General features: G+C 38.6%; 14 protein-coding genes and 4 tRNA genes. All 18 read left to right on the top strand.

Annotated features, from left to right (window positions below; genetic code table 11):
• Positions 1-34 precede the first annotated feature (34 nt).
• Positions 35-2,017: a transketolase gene (gene tkt / locus TYM08_RS17355; protein ID WP_422380409.1), complete on the top strand. Its 1,983-nt coding sequence runs from the start codon at positions 35-37 to the stop codon at positions 2,015-2,017.
• A gap of 175 nt (positions 2,018-2,192) precedes the next feature.
• A complete protein-coding gene (locus TYM08_RS17350) occupies positions 2,193-2,618 on the top strand; it encodes a c-type cytochrome (protein ID WP_422380408.1) in 426 nt (141 codons plus the stop codon).
• A gap of 137 nt (positions 2,619-2,755) precedes the next feature.
• Entirely contained in the window at positions 2,756-3,583 is an 828-nt protein-coding gene (locus TYM08_RS17345; protein ID WP_422380407.1) for a TRAP transporter TatT component family protein, read from the top strand.
• Between the two features lie 80 nt (positions 3,584-3,663).
• Entirely contained in the window at positions 3,664-4,659 is a 996-nt protein-coding gene (dctP, locus tag TYM08_RS17340) for a TRAP transporter substrate-binding protein DctP (RefSeq protein WP_422380406.1), read from the top strand.
• On the top strand, positions 4,660-5,214 hold the full coding sequence (locus TYM08_RS17335; RefSeq protein WP_422380405.1) for a TRAP transporter small permease: 555 nt from the start codon (positions 4,660-4,662) through the stop codon (positions 5,212-5,214). It abuts the gene before it with no gap.
• 9 nt (positions 5,215-5,223) lie between these two features.
• Positions 5,224-6,525 carry a TRAP transporter large permease gene (locus tag TYM08_RS17330; protein WP_422380404.1) on the top strand — a complete coding sequence of 434 codons (1,302 nt, stop codon included), beginning with the start codon at positions 5,224-5,226 and terminating at the stop codon, positions 6,523-6,525.
• 145 nt (positions 6,526-6,670) lie between these two features.
• A tRNA-Val gene (locus TYM08_RS17325) sits at positions 6,671-6,746 on the top strand.
• Between the two features lie 9 nt (positions 6,747-6,755).
• Positions 6,756-6,832: transfer RNA gene (locus TYM08_RS17320), tRNA-Asp, on the top strand.
• Between the two features lie 67 nt (positions 6,833-6,899).
• A tRNA-Val gene (locus TYM08_RS17315) sits at positions 6,900-6,975 on the top strand.
• Positions 6,976-6,979: 4 nt separating this feature from the next.
• Positions 6,980-7,056, top strand: a tRNA-Asp gene (locus TYM08_RS17310).
• Between the two features lie 77 nt (positions 7,057-7,133).
• On the top strand, positions 7,134-7,694 hold the full coding sequence (locus TYM08_RS17305; RefSeq protein ID WP_422380403.1) for a DUF1287 domain-containing protein: 561 nt from the start codon (positions 7,134-7,136) through the stop codon (positions 7,692-7,694).
• A gap of 108 nt (positions 7,695-7,802) precedes the next feature.
• A complete protein-coding gene (rnhB, locus tag TYM08_RS17300) occupies positions 7,803-8,417 on the top strand; it encodes a ribonuclease HII (protein WP_422380402.1) in 615 nt (204 codons plus the stop codon).
• The gene (gene dnaE, locus TYM08_RS17295; protein WP_422380401.1) at positions 8,417-11,890 is read left to right on the top strand and encodes a DNA polymerase III subunit alpha; all 3,474 of its coding nucleotides are present in this window, start codon (positions 8,417-8,419) and stop codon (positions 11,888-11,890) included. The genes rnhB and dnaE overlap by 1 nt, the downstream gene beginning before the upstream one ends.
• Before the next feature lie 51 nt (positions 11,891-11,941).
• The gene (locus TYM08_RS17290) at positions 11,942-12,898 is read left to right on the top strand and encodes an acetyl-CoA carboxylase carboxyltransferase subunit alpha (RefSeq protein WP_422380400.1); all 957 of its coding nucleotides are present in this window, start codon (positions 11,942-11,944) and stop codon (positions 12,896-12,898) included.
• Positions 12,899-13,366: 468 nt separating this feature from the next.
• Positions 13,367-14,596 carry an ABC transporter substrate-binding protein gene (locus TYM08_RS17285; RefSeq protein ID WP_422380399.1) on the top strand — a complete coding sequence of 410 codons (1,230 nt, stop codon included), beginning with the start codon at positions 13,367-13,369 and terminating at the stop codon, positions 14,594-14,596.
• A 94-nt stretch (positions 14,597-14,690) separates the two neighbouring features.
• Positions 14,691-15,698, top strand: a complete 1,008-nt coding sequence (locus TYM08_RS17280) for a carbohydrate ABC transporter permease (RefSeq protein WP_422380398.1) — start codon at positions 14,691-14,693, stop codon at positions 15,696-15,698.
• The gene (locus TYM08_RS17275) at positions 15,698-16,549 is read left to right on the top strand and encodes a carbohydrate ABC transporter permease (protein WP_422380397.1); all 852 of its coding nucleotides are present in this window, start codon (positions 15,698-15,700) and stop codon (positions 16,547-16,549) included. The genes TYM08_RS17280 and TYM08_RS17275 overlap by 1 nt, the downstream gene beginning before the upstream one ends.
• 82 nt (positions 16,550-16,631) lie before the next feature.
• Positions 16,632-18,494, top strand: a complete 1,863-nt coding sequence (locus tag TYM08_RS17270) for a DUF1566 domain-containing protein (RefSeq protein WP_422380396.1) — start codon at positions 16,632-16,634, stop codon at positions 18,492-18,494.
• The last annotated feature ends 19 nt before the right edge of the window (positions 18,495-18,513 follow it).

Raw genomic sequence — 18,513 nt, 5'->3', positions numbered from 1 at the left:
CCTTTTTTTATCCGCCTAAATTTGGGAAATCTCAATGCCTTCAAGATCTGATCTAGCCAATGCCATCCGCGCCCTTTCAATGGACGCAGTACAAAAAGCCAAAAGTGGTCACCCCGGTGCACCAATGGGTATGGCAGATATTGCCGAAGTATTATGGAATACACATTTAAACCATAATCCATCTAATCCTGATTGGGTTAACCGTGACCGTTTCATCTTATCTAACGGCCATGGTTCAATGTTGCATTATTCTTTATTGCATTTATCAGGTTACGATTTAAGCATTGATGACTTGAAAAGCTTCCGTCAATTGCACTCAAAAACACCCGGTCACCCAGAATACGGTTACGCGCCAGGCATTGAAACTACTACGGGTCCATTAGGCCAGGGTATTGCAAACGGTGTAGGTATGGCTATTGCTGAAAAAGTAATGGGCGCACAATTTAACAAACCAAACTTAGAAATCGTTGACCATTTCACTTATGTATTTTTGGGTGATGGCTGCATGATGGAAGGTATTTCTCACGAAGTTTGTTCATTAGCGGGCACATTAGGTCTTGGAAAGTTAGTTGCATTTTATGATGACAACGGCATTTCAATCGATGGTGAAGTGGAAGGTTGGTTCACTGACGATACTCAAAAACGTTTTGAAGCATACGGATGGCAAGTGATTCCTCGTGTAAATGGTCACGATTCTGAAGAATTATTACAAGCTATTGAAACAGCAAAAGCTGAATCTGATAAGCCTACATTGGTAATCTGTAAAACAATCATCGGTTTTGGTTCGCCAAACAAAGAAGGTAAAGAAGATTGTCACGGTGCGCCATTAGGTGATGAAGAAATTAAATTAACGCGTGAGCGCCTAAATTGGCCACATGCTCCATTTGAAATTCCTGCAGATATTAAAGATGCATGGGATGCAAATGAAAAAGGCGCGGCTTCTGAAAGCGCTTGGAATGAGTTGTTTGCGAAATACAAAGTGGCGCATCCTGAATTGGCGGCTGAATTTGAGCGTCGTTCTAGCAATGAATTGCCTGCAAACTTTGATGAAAAAGCAAATAAAATCATCGCTGACGTAAACGAGCAAGCGCAAACCATTGCATCTCGTAAAGCATCACAAAATTCAATTGAAGCATTTGCTGCTGAGTTGCCTGAATTCTTCGGTGGATCTGCTGATTTAGCCGGTTCTAACTTAACACTATGGTCAAAAGCTCAAGGTATCAGTGCTAATGACGCAAGTGGAAACTACTGTTTCTACGGTGTGCGTGAGTTTGGTATGTCAGCAATTATGAATGGTATTGCATTACATAAAGGTTTAGTGCCGTTTGGTGCAACCTTCTTAATGTTCATGGAATACGCGCGTAATGCGGTTCGTATGGCAGCATTAATGAAGCAGCGTTCAATTTTTGTATACACTCATGATTCAATTGGTTTAGGTGAAGATGGTCCAACTCACCAACCTGTTGAGCAAATCGTCAGCTTACGTAGTACGCCAAACTTAGATACATGGCGTCCATGTGACTCTGTTGAGTCTGCGGTTGCTTGGAAAAGTGCAATCACAAGAAAAGCGACACCTTCTGCTTTGATTTTTTCTCGTCAAGCATTGGATCATCAAGTACGTACTGCAGCGCAAATTGCTGATATCGAACGTGGTGGTTACATCTTAAAAGACAGTGTGGGTACGCCAGCAATTATCTTGATCGCGACAGGTTCTGAAGTACAAATGGCGATGGATTCAGCTGAGCAACTGGGTGATAACGTTCGTGTAGTTTCTATGCCTTGTACGGCTATCTTTGATCAGCAATCTGCTGAATATAAAGAATCTGTATTGCCAAATGCAGTGCGTAAGCGTGTTGCAATTGAAGCTTGTGCTAAAGATTTCTGGTTTAAGTACACGGGTTTTGACGGCGCGATTATCGGTATGGAAACATTCGGTGAGTCTGCTCCAGCTGCGGATCTTTATAAGCATTTTGGAATAACCGTTGATGCAGTAGTTGCAGCTGCTAAAGCACTTTAATACTCTGTTAAATTGGTGTAGTTGGAAATTTTAGGATTTCTAACTAAAGTAAAAGAGGTGGCAAACTACCTCTTTTTTTCCATTTGAAGTTTGTATGTTGATATTGGTTGCAGGTAAAGAAGTGGTTATACTTCGCAAAATTATAAAAACATTTTTTAAATAAGGTAATAATTTAATGAAAATCTCAAATTTAATTAAACATGCTTTTTTGATAGTTGTGGCGCTAGCAAGTGTGAATGCTGTTGCAAGTACGGATGAGGGTGTGGCTTCGCGTTTAATGCCAGCAGGAAATGTATGTGTTGAAGGTGTTGAGTGTACAACGGCTAATGTGGTTGCTTCAGCTAAAGCTGATAAAAACTCACCTGAAGCAATGTTTAAAGGTAAGTGTAATTCTTGTCATGGGACAGGTGTTGGCGGTGCCCCAATTGTTGGGGATGCAGATGCTTGGGGTCCAAGAATTACTAAAGGAATCGACGCTTTATATCTAAGTGGATTAAATGGTGTTCCAGGTACGGTGATGATGGCTAAAGGTGGTTTTACTGCTCTTAGCGATGATGAAGTAAAAGGTATTGTTGATTATATGGTTGAGCAATCTCAATAATCAAAAAAAAACAAATTTACGATAGTTTTTTAAAAAGCCCTTTGAGGGCTTTTTTTATTTCTGTCATTTGAGCTAGAGCTTTATTCATTAGCTCGTTATAATCCCCCCTTTTTTAAAGATCGTCTTCTAGGAGTCTTATGCGTATTTTGACCATTGTTTGCTGTGTTTTGTTTTTACAAAGCTGTGCAATTACCCGTTTACCTAATGATATTGGGTATGGTGTTTTAAATAGTGATGATTTGGTGACAGTTAAAGAAGGTCTGCCAACTTATCTGTTGTTAGTGGATGGTGCGTTAATCACTTACCCTGAAAGCGAATCTCTTTTATTAACCGCATCGTCTTTAAACTCTGCTTATGGTGGTGTGTTTGTTGAAGATGAGGCGCGTAAGCTAAAAATGACGCAAAAGTCTTTTGATCTTGCTCAGCGTGCAATGTGTTTGCATCGCAAGTCGGCATGTAAGTTAATGGATATGTCTTTTGGTGCGTTTGAGCAAGAAATAGCAAAGATCAAAAAAGAAAAAGATTTGCCATATTTATATGCTGTAGCAAGCAGTTGGACAAGTTTGATTCAATTAACCTCTTCAGATTACAACTCAATCGCGCAGCTCGGTCGAGTAGAGTTGATGATGAAAAAAGTAGTGAGTCTTGATGAACAATACGAAAACGGCATGCCGCTTGTTTATTTAGGTGCATTAAATAGTTTGTTACCGCCATCATTAGGTGGAAAACCTGAAATTGCTAAAGATTATTTTGAACGTGCAATCAAAGTGAACCCTAGCAATTTAATAGCAAAAGTTATGTATGCCGAAGGTTATGGGCGTTTAATGTTTGAGCAAGAATTGCATGACCGATTATTAAATGAAGTGTTAGAGGCGGATTCTAATTTTCATGGTTTAACGTTGCAAAATGAATACGCTAAAAAAGAAGCGAAACGATTGTTAGATGGCAGTTACGATTATTTCTAATTAAAGGGCGTTATTCAGATTGAATTCATCTGAATAGTTCATAATGAAAAATATAACATCAAGTTAAGTGAGAGAATAAAATGAAAAATATATTATTAGTAGGTGCCTTATTAACATCATTCATCGCACCTATTACACAAGCTGCAACGAAAGTTAAAATTGCAACACAGTATCCAGATGGAACTTATTCGTTGATCCAATTGCGTGATGCTGCCAAACAAATTAAAGAGCGAACTGAAGGGCGAGTTGAAATTAAACTGTATCCCGGTGGTGTTCAAGGTGGTAATACAACGGTTTTGAAAAAAATCAATAAAGGATTACTAGGCGGTGCTATGTTAGAAGGTGGTGCATTTGCGGCAGATTATGCGGATAGCCAAGTTTATAACGCGCCTATGTTTTTTAATGGTTACGATGAAGTTGATGCGGTACGAGCTGAATTGGATTCAGTGATTGAGTCAGGTTTGTCGGATGCAGGTTGGAATACTTTTGGTTTAATTGAAGGTGGATTTGCATACGCAATGACAAACAATCCTGTAACTTCAGTGACTGAGTTAAAGCAGCAAAAATTATGGTTGCCTTCAAATGATCCATTGGTTGCTCGCATTGCACAAGAATTGGAAATATCTCCTATTTATTTAGGTATTGGTGAAGTATTAACCTCGCTTCAAACCAACTCAATTAACGCAATTGTAGCGCCACCTGTAGCGGCTTTGGCTTTGCAATGGTTCAGTAAGGTAAAATACGTAACCGATGTTCCATTTATGTACACTTATGGCACATTGGCGATTTCTGATAAAATATTTAATAAAATCAGTGCTGAAGATCAAATAATTGTTAGAGAAGTGTTAACAGCTGCGGTTGTATTGATGGATGAAGATAGCCGTAAAGAAAACCTAAAAGCATTCGATGCGTTGGCTTCTCAAAATATTAAATCAATTGAACCAACTGACGAACAAAAAAAGGCGCTAGCCATTGAGTCACAAGGTGCAATTAAAGCACTGATTGAAGGTGGTGAATTTAGCCAGCAGATTTTTGATCAAATGAAATCGATTGTAGAAAAGCACAGAGCGCTATAAATGAAAGCGATTCATAGTGTTCGTAAAGCTTTAAGACTGGTTGAATCCAGTCTTTTAGTTTCAGCCTTAGGTGGCATTATATTGTTAACGGTTATGCAGATTATTATGCGTAACTTAAAATCTTGGGTGACTTATGCGAATGCAAATTATGAGTCGGTGAATATTGCTTATCAAATACCAGTATTTGGTTGGACGGAAACGTTAACTCAGCATTTGGTGCTCATTATTGCATTTTTAGGTGCAATGGTTGCAGGTCGAAAAGGCGAGCATATTGCCTTTGATGTATTTCAAAATTATGTCCCTTCAAAAATAAAATATCATTTCGCATTGGTTGGTGCCTGCCTTTCTGGGTTGGTTTGTTTCTATTTGGCTTATCTTTGCTCATTAATCACCTTTGAAAATATCACAGATGGCGGCTCATTTATTGTGTTTGCAAACGTGCCTCAGTGGGTGTTTGAGGTTTTTATTCCTTTGGGTTTTTTTGTTATGGGTTACCGCTTAATTAAAGTGGGTGTTCATAGTTTGGTTAACCGTCATAATTTAAAAAACGTTTAAGGAATATTTGTGAAAATCACCATTAGTTCTGTTCTTGTCTTATTATTGATTGTTTTTTCTGCGCCTTTGTTTGTGGTTATTATTTCAGGTGCGGGTATTGGTTGGTTCTCAACCGGTGCTGAAATTGAAGATTTTGCTCTGCAAACTTATTTTACAATTATGGGTGGGTTTACCGATTCGTCCTCAGCCAGTGTTTTAAAAACATTGCCATTGTTTGCTTTTGCGGGGTTTTTATTAAGTGAATCTAAAACTGCGGATCGTTTGATCCGATTGTCTCAAGCCTCATTGGGTTGGATGCCTGGCGGGTTAGTGTTGGTAAGCTTGCTTACCTGTGCATTTTTTACGATGTTAACTGGTGGCTCTGGTGTGACGATTGTTGCAGTGGGTGGCTTGCTGTACCCAGCATTAGTGAAATCTAATTATAACGAGCGTTTCTCTTTGGGGTTGATTACAACCTCAGGCAGTTTGGGTTTATTGCTTCCTCCTGCGATTCCATTGATTTTGTTTAGTGTGATTGCGCAGCAAATGGAAGTGAATGTTGAAATCTCTGATCTGTTCTTGGCGGGTATTTTACCTGCATTTTTGATGATAGCGGTTTTATTTGGTTGGGGGTTGTGGGCAAATCGTAACCAAGATATTCCGTTACATGCATTTAGATTAAAAGAATTTTTAAGTGCGCTTTGGGAAGCTAAGTGGGAGCTAATGATTCCTGTTGTGATTATTGGTGGTATTGCGACAGGCAAAGTTGTGATTTCTGAAATCGCTGCGGTCACCGCTATGTATGTATTTATTATTACTGTCTTTGTTCAAAAAGAAATTCCATTATCTAAAGTGTCGCAGATTGCATTAGATAGCATGAAGATGGTGGGTGGTATTTTATTAATTTTGGCGGTGGCTTTGGTTTTCTCGGCTTATTTAATAGATGCACAAATTCCAAGTATGTTGCTGAGTTGGATTCAAGAGCACGTTGACTCAAAATGGCAGTTCTTAATTTTATTAAATATTTTGCTTCTATTACTAGGAGCAATATTGGATATTTTTGCAGCTTTAGTAATTATGGTGCCATTGTTGTTGCCAGTTGCTGTTGGTTTTGGGGTGGATCCAGTGCATTTGGCCATTATCTTTGTAGCAAATATGCAAATTGGATATTTTACACCACCGGTAGGGATGAATTTATTTATTGCAAGTTCTCGGTTTAATAAATCAATCGGTGAATTATATCGAGCAACGTTGCCTTATTTGTTCTTATTATTTGCTGTTGTTTTATTAATTACTTATGTTCCGTGGTTTTCTTTGGTGTTTGTTGCATAGCTAATAAATGATCATTTTTTCGCTTAAATAAAAATATGAAAATAAATAAAAAAAAATGAGCTAAATAGTTGACACCAAAGGGATTTTCGGTAAAATGCGCACCTCCTTTGAAGCAGTTCAAACTAATTTGAAGGATTGTCGATTTGGGTGTGTAGCTCAGCTGGGAGAGCATCGCCCTTACAAGGCGAGGGTCAGCGGTTCGATCCCGTTCACACCCACCAAATCGATGCGGAGTGGTAGTTCAGTTGGTTAGAATACTTGCCTGTCACGCAAGGGGTCGCGGGTTCGAGTCCCGTCCATTCCGCCAACTTCTTTACGTTTTTGAGAAGTAAAATAAAAACGAAACCAATTCTTGTTTAGCGACAAACAAGATTGGGTGTGTAGCTCAGCTGGGAGAGCATCGCCCTTACAAGGCGAGGGTCAGCGGTTCGATCCCGTTCACACCCACCACTGCGGAGTGGTAGTTCAGTTGGTTAGAATACTTGCCTGTCACGCAAGGGGTCGCGGGTTCGAGTCCCGTCCATTCCGCCACTTTTATTTTCTGCAATATGCAGGGAACTAAAGCAAAAAAATGTGATCATAATGAAATCCAGTTACTGGATTTTTTTATGCGCGCTCACTTATTTTTGTTTTTGTTAATACTTCCTTCTTTTAGTTTCTCTCAATCACTTGTTGATGCAGCCTTAGAGCGCACTGAACATTTTGTGATTTATAATCCTGCTTATTTTTCTCTTGAATATCCAAATGGCGATGTGCCCAAAAAATATGGTGTTTGTACAGATGTCATTATTCGCAGTTACCGTGCGCTAGGTATTGATCTGCAAAAGCTCGTGCATGAAGATATGCTTGAGAATTTTGATGTGTATCCTTCTAAGCGAATTTGGGGGTTAACTCGTACCGATAAAAATATTGACCATCGACGCGTACCAAATCTACAGGTATTTTTTACTCGATTTGGCGAAAGTTTAGGTGTGAGTTCAAAAGCTGAAGATTATAAAGCGGGCGATATTGTTACGTGGTCGTTATCGGGCAGACCGCATATTGGAATTGTGACGGACCAAATCAATGAAAAAACAGGTAACCCCATGATTGTGCACAATATTGGCTGGGGTCCTAAGCATGAAGATATGTTGTTTGATTATAAAATAACAGGGCATTATCGATACTGACTCGTTTAAAAAGCTTCCTAAGGATTGATCATTCAATCCTTAAATCATACTCCTCAAATTATTTAAAAATGATACAATCCCCGTCCCTTTTTTATCGCATCACTCAATATGTCTATACAAGATGATTTGTTTCTTAATTCAGAATATAACTTGCCTCTTAGTTGTGGGGTAGATGAAGTGGGTCGTGGCCCTTTAGTGGGTGATGTTGTAACCGCTGCGGTTATTTTAGACCCTAAACATCCAATATTAGGTTTGAATGATTCGAAAAAATTATCTGAAAAAAAACGATTACAGTTGTTCGATGAAATTAAAAAGTACGCTCTAAGTTATGCTATTTCTCACGCAACACCTGAAGAAATAGATGATATTAATATATTACAAGCTTCGTTGCTGGCAATGTCTCGTGCGGTAAATGAGTTGGATGTAAAGCCAAGTCATGCATATATAGATGGTAATAAAATACCTAAAGACTTGCCTTGTGAGGCAACCGCCGTAGTAAAAGGGGATAGTAAAGTAGCCAGTATTGCGGCGGCTTCAATTTTGGCAAAAGTCACTCGTGATCAGCAAATGAAAGATTTACACGATGAGTTTCCGCAATATGGATTTGCAAATCATAAGGGTTATCCTACAAAAGCGCATTTAGAAGCGATAGAAACTCACGGTTTAATTCCAGGTTATCGTCAAAGTTATAAACCTGTTCAACGCATTTTGGAAAAAAATTAATGTCTGCTCAATTTATTCATTTACGTGTTCACAGCGAATACTCTTTAGTTAACGGTTTGATTCGAGTTAAAAAATTAGTCGCGCAAGCCGCTGAAAATAATATGCCGGCGGTAGCTGTAACGGATCAAAGTTTTTTATCCTCCTTAGTTAAGTTTTATAACGCATCCATTGGTGAGGGTGTTAAGCCAATTTTAGGTGCAGATATGTGGGTTGAAAACCCAGATGATAAGAAAAAACCATTTCGTATGCCGTTTTTGGTGATGAATGTCACTGGCTATAAAAACCTAACACAAATGATGTCGGACACTTATCAAAAGTATCAGCATAACGATAAGGCTGTGGTGCCTTATGAATTAATTGAAAAATTTAACGAAGGTTTAATTTTGCTTTCGGGTGCTAATTACGGTGATGTGGGTTCTGCCATCATTGATGAAAAATTAGATATTGCAAAAGCGCGATTACAAAAATGGAAATCAATTTTTGGTGATCGATATTATCTTGAGTTGCATCGAACGGATCGTGCAAATGATGAAGCCCATGTTCATGCCGCCATTGCGTTGGCTAGTGAGTTTGATGTACCTGTTGTTGCTACAAACGATGTCATGTTTCATCAAACCGATAACTTTGACGCTCATGAAGCGCGTGTGTGTATTAATGATGGTGTGACCATTGTTGATCCGACGCGAGATCGTTTATACAGTCCTGAACAATATTTTAAATCAGCCGATGAAATGGCTGCATTATTTGTGGATGTCCCTTCTGCCATTGAAAATACAGTGGAAATCGCAAGGCGATGCAGCAGTCCGGTTAAGTTAAATTTCTACGCATTGCCGGATTATCCAATTCCCGACGGAATGACAATGGATGAATTTTTTAGAGATTTATCTGCAAAAGGATTAGAAAACAGACTTCAATATATTTTAGATAAAGAAGCGGATGATTACGAAGAGCGAAGAGCGGAATATTACGTTCGTTTAAAGTTTGAGCTCGATATTATTTTACAAATGGGATTCCCTGGTTATTTCTTGATCGTGATGGATTTCATTCGCTGGAGTAAAGAAAACGATATTCCAGTTGGTCCAGGGCGTGGGTCAGGAGCTGGCTCATTGGTGGCATATGTATTGGATATTACGGATTTAGATCCGCTGGAATACGATTTACTGTTTGAGCGATTCTTGAATCCTGAGCGTGTATCGATGCCCGATTTCGATATCGATTTTTGTATGGAAGGTCGAGATCGAGTGATTGCGTACGTGGCTGACACTTATGGAAGGCAAGCCGTTTCACAGATTATTACGTTTGGTACGATGGCGGCAAAAGCGGTTGTGCGAGATGTGGCGCGTGTTCAAGGTAAGGCTTATGGTTTAGCGGATAAGTTATCAAAATTAATCCCCTTTGAAGTAGGGATGAATTTGACCAAAGCTTGGGAAACCACTAAAGAGCTCGTTGATTTTGTGGAAGGGGATGACGATGCCACTGAAATTTGGAATATGGCAACCGTTTTGGAAGGGACGATCCGAAATGTAGGTAAGCATGCGGGTGGTGTGGTGATCGCGCCTAATAAATTAACCGACTTCTCGCCGCTTTATTGTGATGAAGATGGCTCTGGTTTAGTGACTCAATTTGATAAAAATGACGTTGAATCAGCAGGTCTAGTTAAATTCGATTTCTTGGGGTTGCGAACCCTGACTATTATTGATTGGGCTGTTAAAACCATTAACTCAAAGCAGTTAAATGGCGAGTCACCCATTGAAATTGCCCATATTCCCCTTGATTGTGAAAAATCCTTTGCGTTATTAAAGCGTGCAGAAACCACAGCGGTTTTCCAGCTTGAGTCCCGAGGGATGAAAGAATTAATTTTAAGGCTTTTACCCGATAATTTAGAAGATATGATCGCATTGGTAGCCTTGTTTAGACCGGGTCCGCTTGAATCGGGCATGGTAGATGACTTTGTTAACCGTAAACATGGTCGTGAACGTGTCGCTTATCCGCATGTTGATTATCAGCATGATCGATTAAAACCCATTTTAGAGCCAACTTATGGCGTAATCGTATATCAAGAGCAGGTAATGCAAATTGCGCAAGCGCTGGCTGGCTTCTCTCTTGGTGGTGCCGACATGCTTCGTCGTGCAATGGGTAAGAAAAAACCAGAAGAAATGGCAAAACAGAGAACAGTTTTCGCTGAGGGTGCTAAGAGTGAAGGGATTGATCCTGAGCTTGCGACCAAAATTTTCGACTTGGTTGAAAAATTTGCGGGTTATGGTTTTAACAAATCTCACTCTGCAGCTTATGCATTAGTTTCTTATCAAACATTGTGGCTAAAAACCCATTACCCAGCAGCCTTTATGGCGGCGGTAATGTCAGCGGATATGCAAAATACCGAGAAAGTAGTGATCTTGGTAGAAGAGTGTCGCAATATGGGGTTGGATTTACTCCCACCTGATGTGAATCACGGCGAATTTATGTTTACTGTTAATGATAATAATCAAATAATTTACGGTTTAGGTGCTGTAAAAGGGGTGGGCGAAGGACCGGTCGAGGCAATTGTTGAGGCAAGAGCCGAGCACAAACACTTTGATGATTTGTTTGATTTTTGTGAAAAGTGCGCCAATAAGAAAATTAATAAACGTGTGTTAGAGGCTTTGATTAAAGGTGGGGCGATGGACGGAATCGGTGATTCTCGTTCTAAAATGTTCTTTGCAATTTCAGATGCATTGCAAGCTGCGGGTCAGGCATCAAGAAATGCAAGTGCTGGCATGATGGATATGTTTGGTGAAATGGAGCAAGAAGAAAAAACCGATCCATATAAAGAATATAGCCATGTATTAGATTGGTCTTTAAAAGAGCGCTTAAAAGGCGAGCGAGATACCCTTGGTTTGTTTTTAACGGGCCATCCAATTGATGAATTTGAAGAAGAAGTAAATAAAATTACAACCGTGCGTTTGGGGCAGTTAGAGCCAAGACCACGAATGACTCAGATTATTGCAGGTTTGGTGTTGTCAGTAAGAACGATGATAACAAAAAGTGGTAAAAGTCTTGGAATCATCACCCTTGATGATCGAACAGGTCGAACAGAAATAACTGTTTTTGGTGAGCAGTGGGATGAAATGAAGCCCATGGTCATCGTTGATGAAATAGTCGTGGCAGAAGCTGAGGTGGCTCATGATGAGTTTTCAGATCGAACAAGAGTCAAAACCAAAGCGTTATATACGCTTCAAACGGCAAGATTAAAATTAATTAAAGCAATACGTGTTGGTGTGTCTGATTGGTCGCAAAAACAAATTCAAGCAGCGGTGGGTCAAATTGTGAATGCAGAAGCTGAGAATGGTGCATTTTTACAATTAAGCTTAAAAAGCGAGTTGGCAACAGGGGTTGTGCAACTGGATCGCGCTCATAAAATTCCATTAGATGACGAGACCTTATTTAAGATCAAGCAGTTGTTTAGTGAGAATGAGTTTATTTATCATGATTAATCAAGTAATCTTACCCGTTATTTTTTACGTCATTTACATAGAAGGTACAGTATGAATCCAGATTATTTAGAATTTGAGCAGCCGATTGCTGAGCTTGAAGGAAAGATTGAAGAGTTACGTCTGGTAGGTAACGATAATAATTTAAACATTGGTGAAGAAATCACCAAGTTGCGTAATCAATCTACAAAGTTAACTGAAAACATCTTTTCAAATTTAACGCCTTGGCAGATTTCTCAATTGAGTCGTCATCCACAGCGTCCGTACACTGAAGATTATATCAATATGATCTTTACAGATTTTGATGAATTACACGGTGATCGTCACTTTGGTGATGATGCTGCGATCATGGGCGGAACGGCTCGTTTGAATGGGAAGCCAGTTATGGTGATCGGCCATCAAAAAGGTCGTGGCGTCAAAGAGAAAGTCAAAAGAAACTTTGGCTCACCACAACCAGAAGGTTACCGAAAAGCATTAAGATTGATGCAAACGGCAGAGCGTTTTAATTTACCTGTATTTACATTTATCGATACGATGGGTGCATATCCTGGTTTAGAAGCGGAAGAGCGTGGTCAATCTGAGGCGATTGCTTATAACTTATTGAAAATGTCTTCTTTAAAAACACCGATCATTTCAACAGTAATTGGAGAAGGTGGATCCGGTGGTGCGTTAGCAATTGGTGTGTGTGATCACTTAAATATGCTTGAATACTCAACGTATTCGGTTATTTCTCCAGAAGGATGTGCGTCAATTTTGTGGAAAACTGCTGAAAAAGCATCCGATGCTGCACAGGCTATGGGGATTACATCTGTACATTTAAAAGAGGCAGGTTTGGCGGAAAATGTTATTGAGGAACCGTTAGGTGGCGCTCATAGAAATCATCAGGCAATGGCAGAGTCGATCAAAGCAGAGTTAATATCCAATTACGATACATTTACAAATATGAGCGAAGAAGAATTATTGGAAAAACGCTATAAAAGATTGATGTCCTTTGGTGCAATTGAGGGTTAAATGCAAAATCTTGCATAAAAAAATATGTTTTTTATGAAAATAAAATTCAAATGAATTGTAAAAGTAAATAATTATATTTTGTTGAATTGTTAAGAAATGATGAATTGGGTCACAAAATATTAATAAATGTAGTCTTTTTCTGGAAAAATTCAATAAATAAAGTACATGAACCTAAATCTAAACTGAACGTCTTCGAAAAAAAATTTGAGGTTTTGTTTAAAAATAGGTGATAATGATGTGTATTCGGACAGGTTCGATTGAACTTGCCAGAAATCGTGAATCACGATGTTGGTTAATATCCATGTGAAGCGTTTCAAGATTGTACGGCCATGAAGGTGGTTTAGGGGGAGGGTAGAAATGCCTTTCAAGTGCAATCAATAATAAGCTCGTAAAGAGTGAAGTAAAAAAGAGCCGTTGGGCATTGAGTCTAACTGGTTAATTTTCTCAGCAAACTAATAGGAGATTCCAATGAATCTTAAGAAAACATTAAGTGCAGCAGTAGCAGCTGCAGGTTTAGTAGTAGTAGCAACTTCAGCTCAAGCAGCAATCACAGTAGACGTATACGGTGATTACGGTAACTATTTTGAAGATTTTAAAAAAGACATCACTAAAGCAGCTGGTGACTACAAGCACAATGCAAACGACTGGGGCGGACACCACAACAAGCTTACTTTGAACTTAGCAACAGGTTCTGGTGCAGCGGATATGGTTCTTGTTGATACTGGTATGGTTGGTGGTTACATCAACGGTGGTGGTTTAATGGATTTAACATCTAAATTCGCACCATTTGAAAAAAACATGGTTGATTTCGCTGTTAAGCAAGGTCAAAACGAAAAAGGTCAGCAAATCGCTGTTCCTGTTGATTTAGGTCCAGGTGTTGCTTTCTACCGTCGCGATTACATGGAAGACATCGGATATGATGTTGACGAAGTAATGGCTACTTGGGAATCTTGGTTAGCATACGGTCGTGAATTGCGTGATGATTACGGCGTATACTTAGTATCTAACGCTGACGGCATCGCTCGTTCAATCATTTACGGAACAGTTGAAGCTGGTAACGGTATCTATACTGGTCCTAACAATGAAGTATTAATCGAAAACGATCGTTTCAAATTCGCTTTCAACATGGCTAAGCAACTTCGTGAAGAAGGCTTAGATGCTAACACTGGTATGTGGAATGACGATTGGTATAACGGCTTTAAAGAAGGCACGTTTGCTATGGAGATCCAAGGCGCTTGGATGTTAGGTCATTTACAAGGCTGGATCGCTCCTGATACTGAAGGTTCATGGGGTGCGTCTAACTTACCTAACGGTATCTACGGAACTTGGGGTGGTACTTTTGCTGCAATCCCAACTCAGTCTAAAGACGTAGCAGCTGCTTGGAACGTAATTGAATACATGATCTCTCCAAAAGCTCAATTAGCAGCATTTGATGAGTGGGCAATGTTCCCAGCTAACAAAACTGTACATGCTAACGAAATGTTTGAAGAAGAAATCGACTTCTTACGTGGCCAAAATGCTCGTGCATTATTCTCTGAAATCGCTAACAACGTAATCCCTGTACAACCAGGTGCATACGACAACATCGCTGAAACTTTAGTTGTAAACACTGCTTTACAAGAAGTATTAGCTGACGGTCGTGACGTTAATGAAGCACTTAAAGATGCTGCACAACAATTACAAAAACGTATGCGTTAATATTTAACCTCATATGATCAAAGCCCTAGAATCTCTAGGGCTTTTTTTCATGTTCAAAAAGTCATTCATTAACAATTAACATAGGTAGAAACATATGAGTAGAAATCCTGGAATTGGTACTCAGGGTTCTGATGTATCGCAGCTGGAAATTCCAGCCCCGAATAAACTCAAAAAAATATTATCTGACGGGACTCCATATTGGTTTTTGTCACCGTGGATGATTCTTTACGGTATTTTTGGGATATTCCCACTATTCTTCATGGTATTTTTGTCTTTTCAAGATTGGAATCCATCTGAAGGTATGGGGGCAATGCAATTCGTCGGTACTGAGAATTACGTGAAAGCTTTTACTGATCCATTATTATATGGCTCAATGTGGAACACCTTGTGTATGGCGGTTATGTCGGGCGTGCCGCAGCATTTATTTGCTATTCCGATGGCGTATATTTTAGTTCAATTAGGAGAGCGTGCTCGTCATTGGTTTACTTCCGCTTACTTCTTACCATACATTACTTCTACTGTTGCAGTATCCATGATTTTCTTCATGATGTTCCAAGGCAGCGGTATTATCAACAGCACAATCACTGTATTCCATGATTGGTCTTTAACAGCTCCATTTTTTACTTGGTTTGATCCTGATTACCCTATCCAATGGGTTCGTGCTAATAGCGTGATCCAATATTCGATTTCAATGGTTGTCTTCTGGAAGTACTTAGGTTTTAACATCGTAATTTATTCTGCAGGTATGGCTACAATCTCAACAGATTTGTATGAAGCTGCGAAAATTGACGGTGCAAATACATTCCAACGTTTTACTCAAATCGCATTGCCACTTTTAAAACCTTTCATCTTCTTTGGTGTAACCATGACAATTATTGGTAACATGAATTTATTTGATGAGCCATTTGTTTTAACAAATGGATTACAAAGTGCTACTGATAAAGGTATGACAATTTCTAACTATTTATTCCGTGTTGCTTGGCAACAGCAAGCAATGGGTATGGCTGCGGCTATCTCGTGGATTTTATTTGCGGTAATTGCGACATTCACAGCAATTTACTTCTTCCTATTTGGTCGTGAAGGGTTACAAGAGGGTCAATAATGAATATTTTTGAAAGCGGGCTTTTTCAAAAAAGCATTTATACATTTTTAAAGTACTGTGTTTTAGCATTCTTAGTAGTATTTGCAATCACAACTATTTTTCCATTTATTTATTCGATTGTATTATCTACTCATGATCGTGAAGGTATTTCAAGTTTGGGAGTCTCATTATCATTAGGCATTGATATTATGGCTAACTATGACGTGTTACTTGACCGAATTAATTTTTGGCGCGGTATTTCAAACAGTGCAATTGTTTCAGTATTAGGTACCCTAGTTTCTTTATTATTTTGTTCAATGTGTGGTTATGCATTAGCGGTATATAAGTTTAAAGGTCGAAATGTCTTTTTTGCAATTATGTTGTTATCGATGATGATCCCACCTGTATTAAGTTTAATTCCTTACTTTTTGATCGTACAATTATTAGGTCTTAACAATACTTTATTTGCAGTTTGGATTCCGTTTACTATTGCGCCAATGGGAATCTTCCTTGTGCGTCAATATGTAGTAGCGTCAATTCCTGTTGATTTAATTGAAGCTGCTAAATTAGATGGTGCCGCAGAATTTAGAATTTATTTTACAATTGTTCTGCCATTGTTGAAGCCTGCATTAGCAACGTTAGCAATCATACAGTTCGTATTTTTATGGAATAACTTCTTACAGCCGCTAGTAATATTACAAGATCAAAAAGAAGTAATTATTACAATGGTGCGCTCGATGCAAGGTACACCAAACACTCCTTGGGGTGCAGTTATTTTAGGGTCTTTCTTATCAATGTTGCCGCTTATTGTTGTGTTTATGGTAGCGTCTAAGCAAATGATCTCTGGTCTAACAAGTGGTGCGGTTAAATAATCGTCTGTAAATATTTGAGGTCACATTGTGGCCTCTACAAAAAATGATAGGCTTGTTTGCGAACAAGCTAAGAGGTAAAAACATGCAAGCTAAATTTTTCAAAACTGCATTACTTGTTTCAGTAAGTGCTGGTTTGTTATCTAGTTGTGATTCGAATAATCAAACGCCGCCAGCCGAGCGTTATGAATATAAATACAATGGAAGTGTTGTATTAGATAAAGAAACAAAATTAGAGTGGATGCGTTGTTCATTGGGTGAAGTTTGGAACCAAGCAGAATCATTATGTGAAGGGAAAAACGAAACAATAAAATACGAATACATCGAAGGAGTTGCGCCAGTAATTAATCGTGGTCAAAGTGATATTAATGTAGCCGGATTAACTGACTGGAGAATGCCTTCAATCGAAGAGTTACGTTCATTGCGTTATTGCTCAAAATTAACTCCAAATGAAATTGCTTATTTAGAAGAAGAAGAAAACAAAGATCTTAAAGAGGCACTAAGAGATTACGCCGATTTAAGAATTAGAAATATTGGTCGCGCAAATGATGAGATAAAAGAAATTGAAGCTGAGCGTGAAGAAATTATTTCTGAAAATAAAGCTGACATCGAAGCTTATAAAAAGCAGCTGGCTGATTTAGATAAAAAACTAGAAAATGATATTAAAAATCTTAAAGCTGAGACGCAAGCACAAAAAGATGCAGCAGCTTCAGCTGTGACTACTTTGCAGCTTTTAATGCAAAAAGAAAAAGATGAATTAGAAGCAAATATTGCTGAAGTCGATGACTTACTTGAAAAAAATGTTGCCGCTCAAGCTGAAGAGCGTGCTAAACATAAAGATATCATCGCAGCTGTTGAGTCTGAATTTAAAGATAAAGTTAAATTGATTCGTAAGCTAAAAAGTGACCTTAAAGATGCAAAAGCACAAAGAACGACATCTGATATTGTCGATAAAAAGACTGAATTAGACGCTGTGAAAGGTGTGATCGCATTCTATGAAAAAGTTTACGATAAAAAAGAAGGTGATATTTCTTTAATTACTGAAGAAGTGAAACGTAAAAATGAGTTAACCGAATTTTTAAATAAACACGCTGCAGAGAAAGCAAAAATCATCAGTGAATTAGAGCGTGAAATCGCGTCTCAAACTAATGCAGAAATCGAAAAAATGTTTGCTTCTGAAACAAGTTTGAGAAGTTTAAAGCGTGACTATTATAAAAATGAGTTGAGTCTTGGTGCTAAAAAATCAGGAATCATCAATGATTATAATTCACAAAGAGTGTTAAGGGATGAAGAACTTCGAGTAGCTAAATTAGATCGTGAAGGTCGTCTAGCTGCTGCTGTTGAGTTGCAAAAAGCACAAATCCTGTTAGAGCTTGAAATAACCGAAGATACAATCGTGCGTACAAAAGAAGATGCATTAAAAGATATCAAAGAGCAAAATCATATCATCCGAAAAATTAATATTGAGGTGGATAACTTCTTAGATATTATAGAATTATCAAGCTTAGATGATTTAGATCAATTTTTAGCAGGTGATAATATTACACAAATTGAAGGTATGGATGCACTGGAGAGTGAGGTGTTGACTGACTTTAGTGTATACGTAACAAGAGTTGCTCTTTTAAATGGTACCTTCCCTGGTGAGAACGATGTGGTTCGTGAGCCTTGTGGTTATTTAAGTCGTTCCCCAATTAGAACTTACGATAATGCACCTGAAAAAGAGAATTTAATTACCGGTATTTGGATGTTGGATAAAGTAGCATTCCCAACTCCGGTAGTTAAAACAGGAAATAAAACCAAACTTGCTGATGGTAACTTCTACTGGAGTGATTCAAGCTTGAGTTATGATAACTTATACACTTGGGGAGTTAACTTTAGGGATGGTCGTTCATCAACCAACCCTGTAGGATTCTCTGGTCGTATACGTTTAGTTCGTGATGCTGATTAATTAAATTCAGTTATAAAAA

The sequence above is a fragment of the Marinicellulosiphila megalodicopiae genome (assembly GCF_045862395.1).
GTDB classification, from domain to species: Bacteria; Pseudomonadota; Gammaproteobacteria; order Pseudomonadales; family Natronospirillaceae; genus Marinicellulosiphila; species Marinicellulosiphila megalodicopiae.
This window is presented reverse-complemented; position numbering and strand designations above follow the sequence as displayed.

Coding starts and splice junctions, on each gene's coding strand:
- TYM08_RS17275 (WP_422380397.1), top strand. CDS start 15,698: ATGAATATTTTTGAAAGCGGGCTTTTTCAAAAAAGCATTTATACATTT.
- TYM08_RS17290 (WP_422380400.1), top strand. CDS start 11,942: ATGAATCCAGATTATTTAGAATTTGAGCAGCCGATTGCTGAGCTTGAA.
- dnaE (WP_422380401.1), top strand. CDS start 8,417: ATGTCTGCTCAATTTATTCATTTACGTGTTCACAGCGAATACTCTTTA.
- TYM08_RS17305 (WP_422380403.1), top strand. CDS start 7,134: ATGCGCGCTCACTTATTTTTGTTTTTGTTAATACTTCCTTCTTTTAGT.
- TYM08_RS17270 (WP_422380396.1), top strand. CDS start 16,632: ATGCAAGCTAAATTTTTCAAAACTGCATTACTTGTTTCAGTAAGTGCT.
- TYM08_RS17285 (WP_422380399.1), top strand. CDS start 13,367: ATGAATCTTAAGAAAACATTAAGTGCAGCAGTAGCAGCTGCAGGTTTA.
- tkt (WP_422380409.1), top strand. CDS start 35: ATGCCTTCAAGATCTGATCTAGCCAATGCCATCCGCGCCCTTTCAATG.
- dctP (WP_422380406.1), top strand. CDS start 3,664: ATGAAAAATATATTATTAGTAGGTGCCTTATTAACATCATTCATCGCA.
- TYM08_RS17350 (WP_422380408.1), top strand. CDS start 2,193: ATGAAAATCTCAAATTTAATTAAACATGCTTTTTTGATAGTTGTGGCG.
- rnhB (WP_422380402.1), top strand. CDS start 7,803: ATGTCTATACAAGATGATTTGTTTCTTAATTCAGAATATAACTTGCCT.
- TYM08_RS17335 (WP_422380405.1), top strand. CDS start 4,660: ATGAAAGCGATTCATAGTGTTCGTAAAGCTTTAAGACTGGTTGAATCC.
- TYM08_RS17345 (WP_422380407.1), top strand. CDS start 2,756: ATGCGTATTTTGACCATTGTTTGCTGTGTTTTGTTTTTACAAAGCTGT.
- TYM08_RS17280 (WP_422380398.1), top strand. CDS start 14,691: ATGAGTAGAAATCCTGGAATTGGTACTCAGGGTTCTGATGTATCGCAG.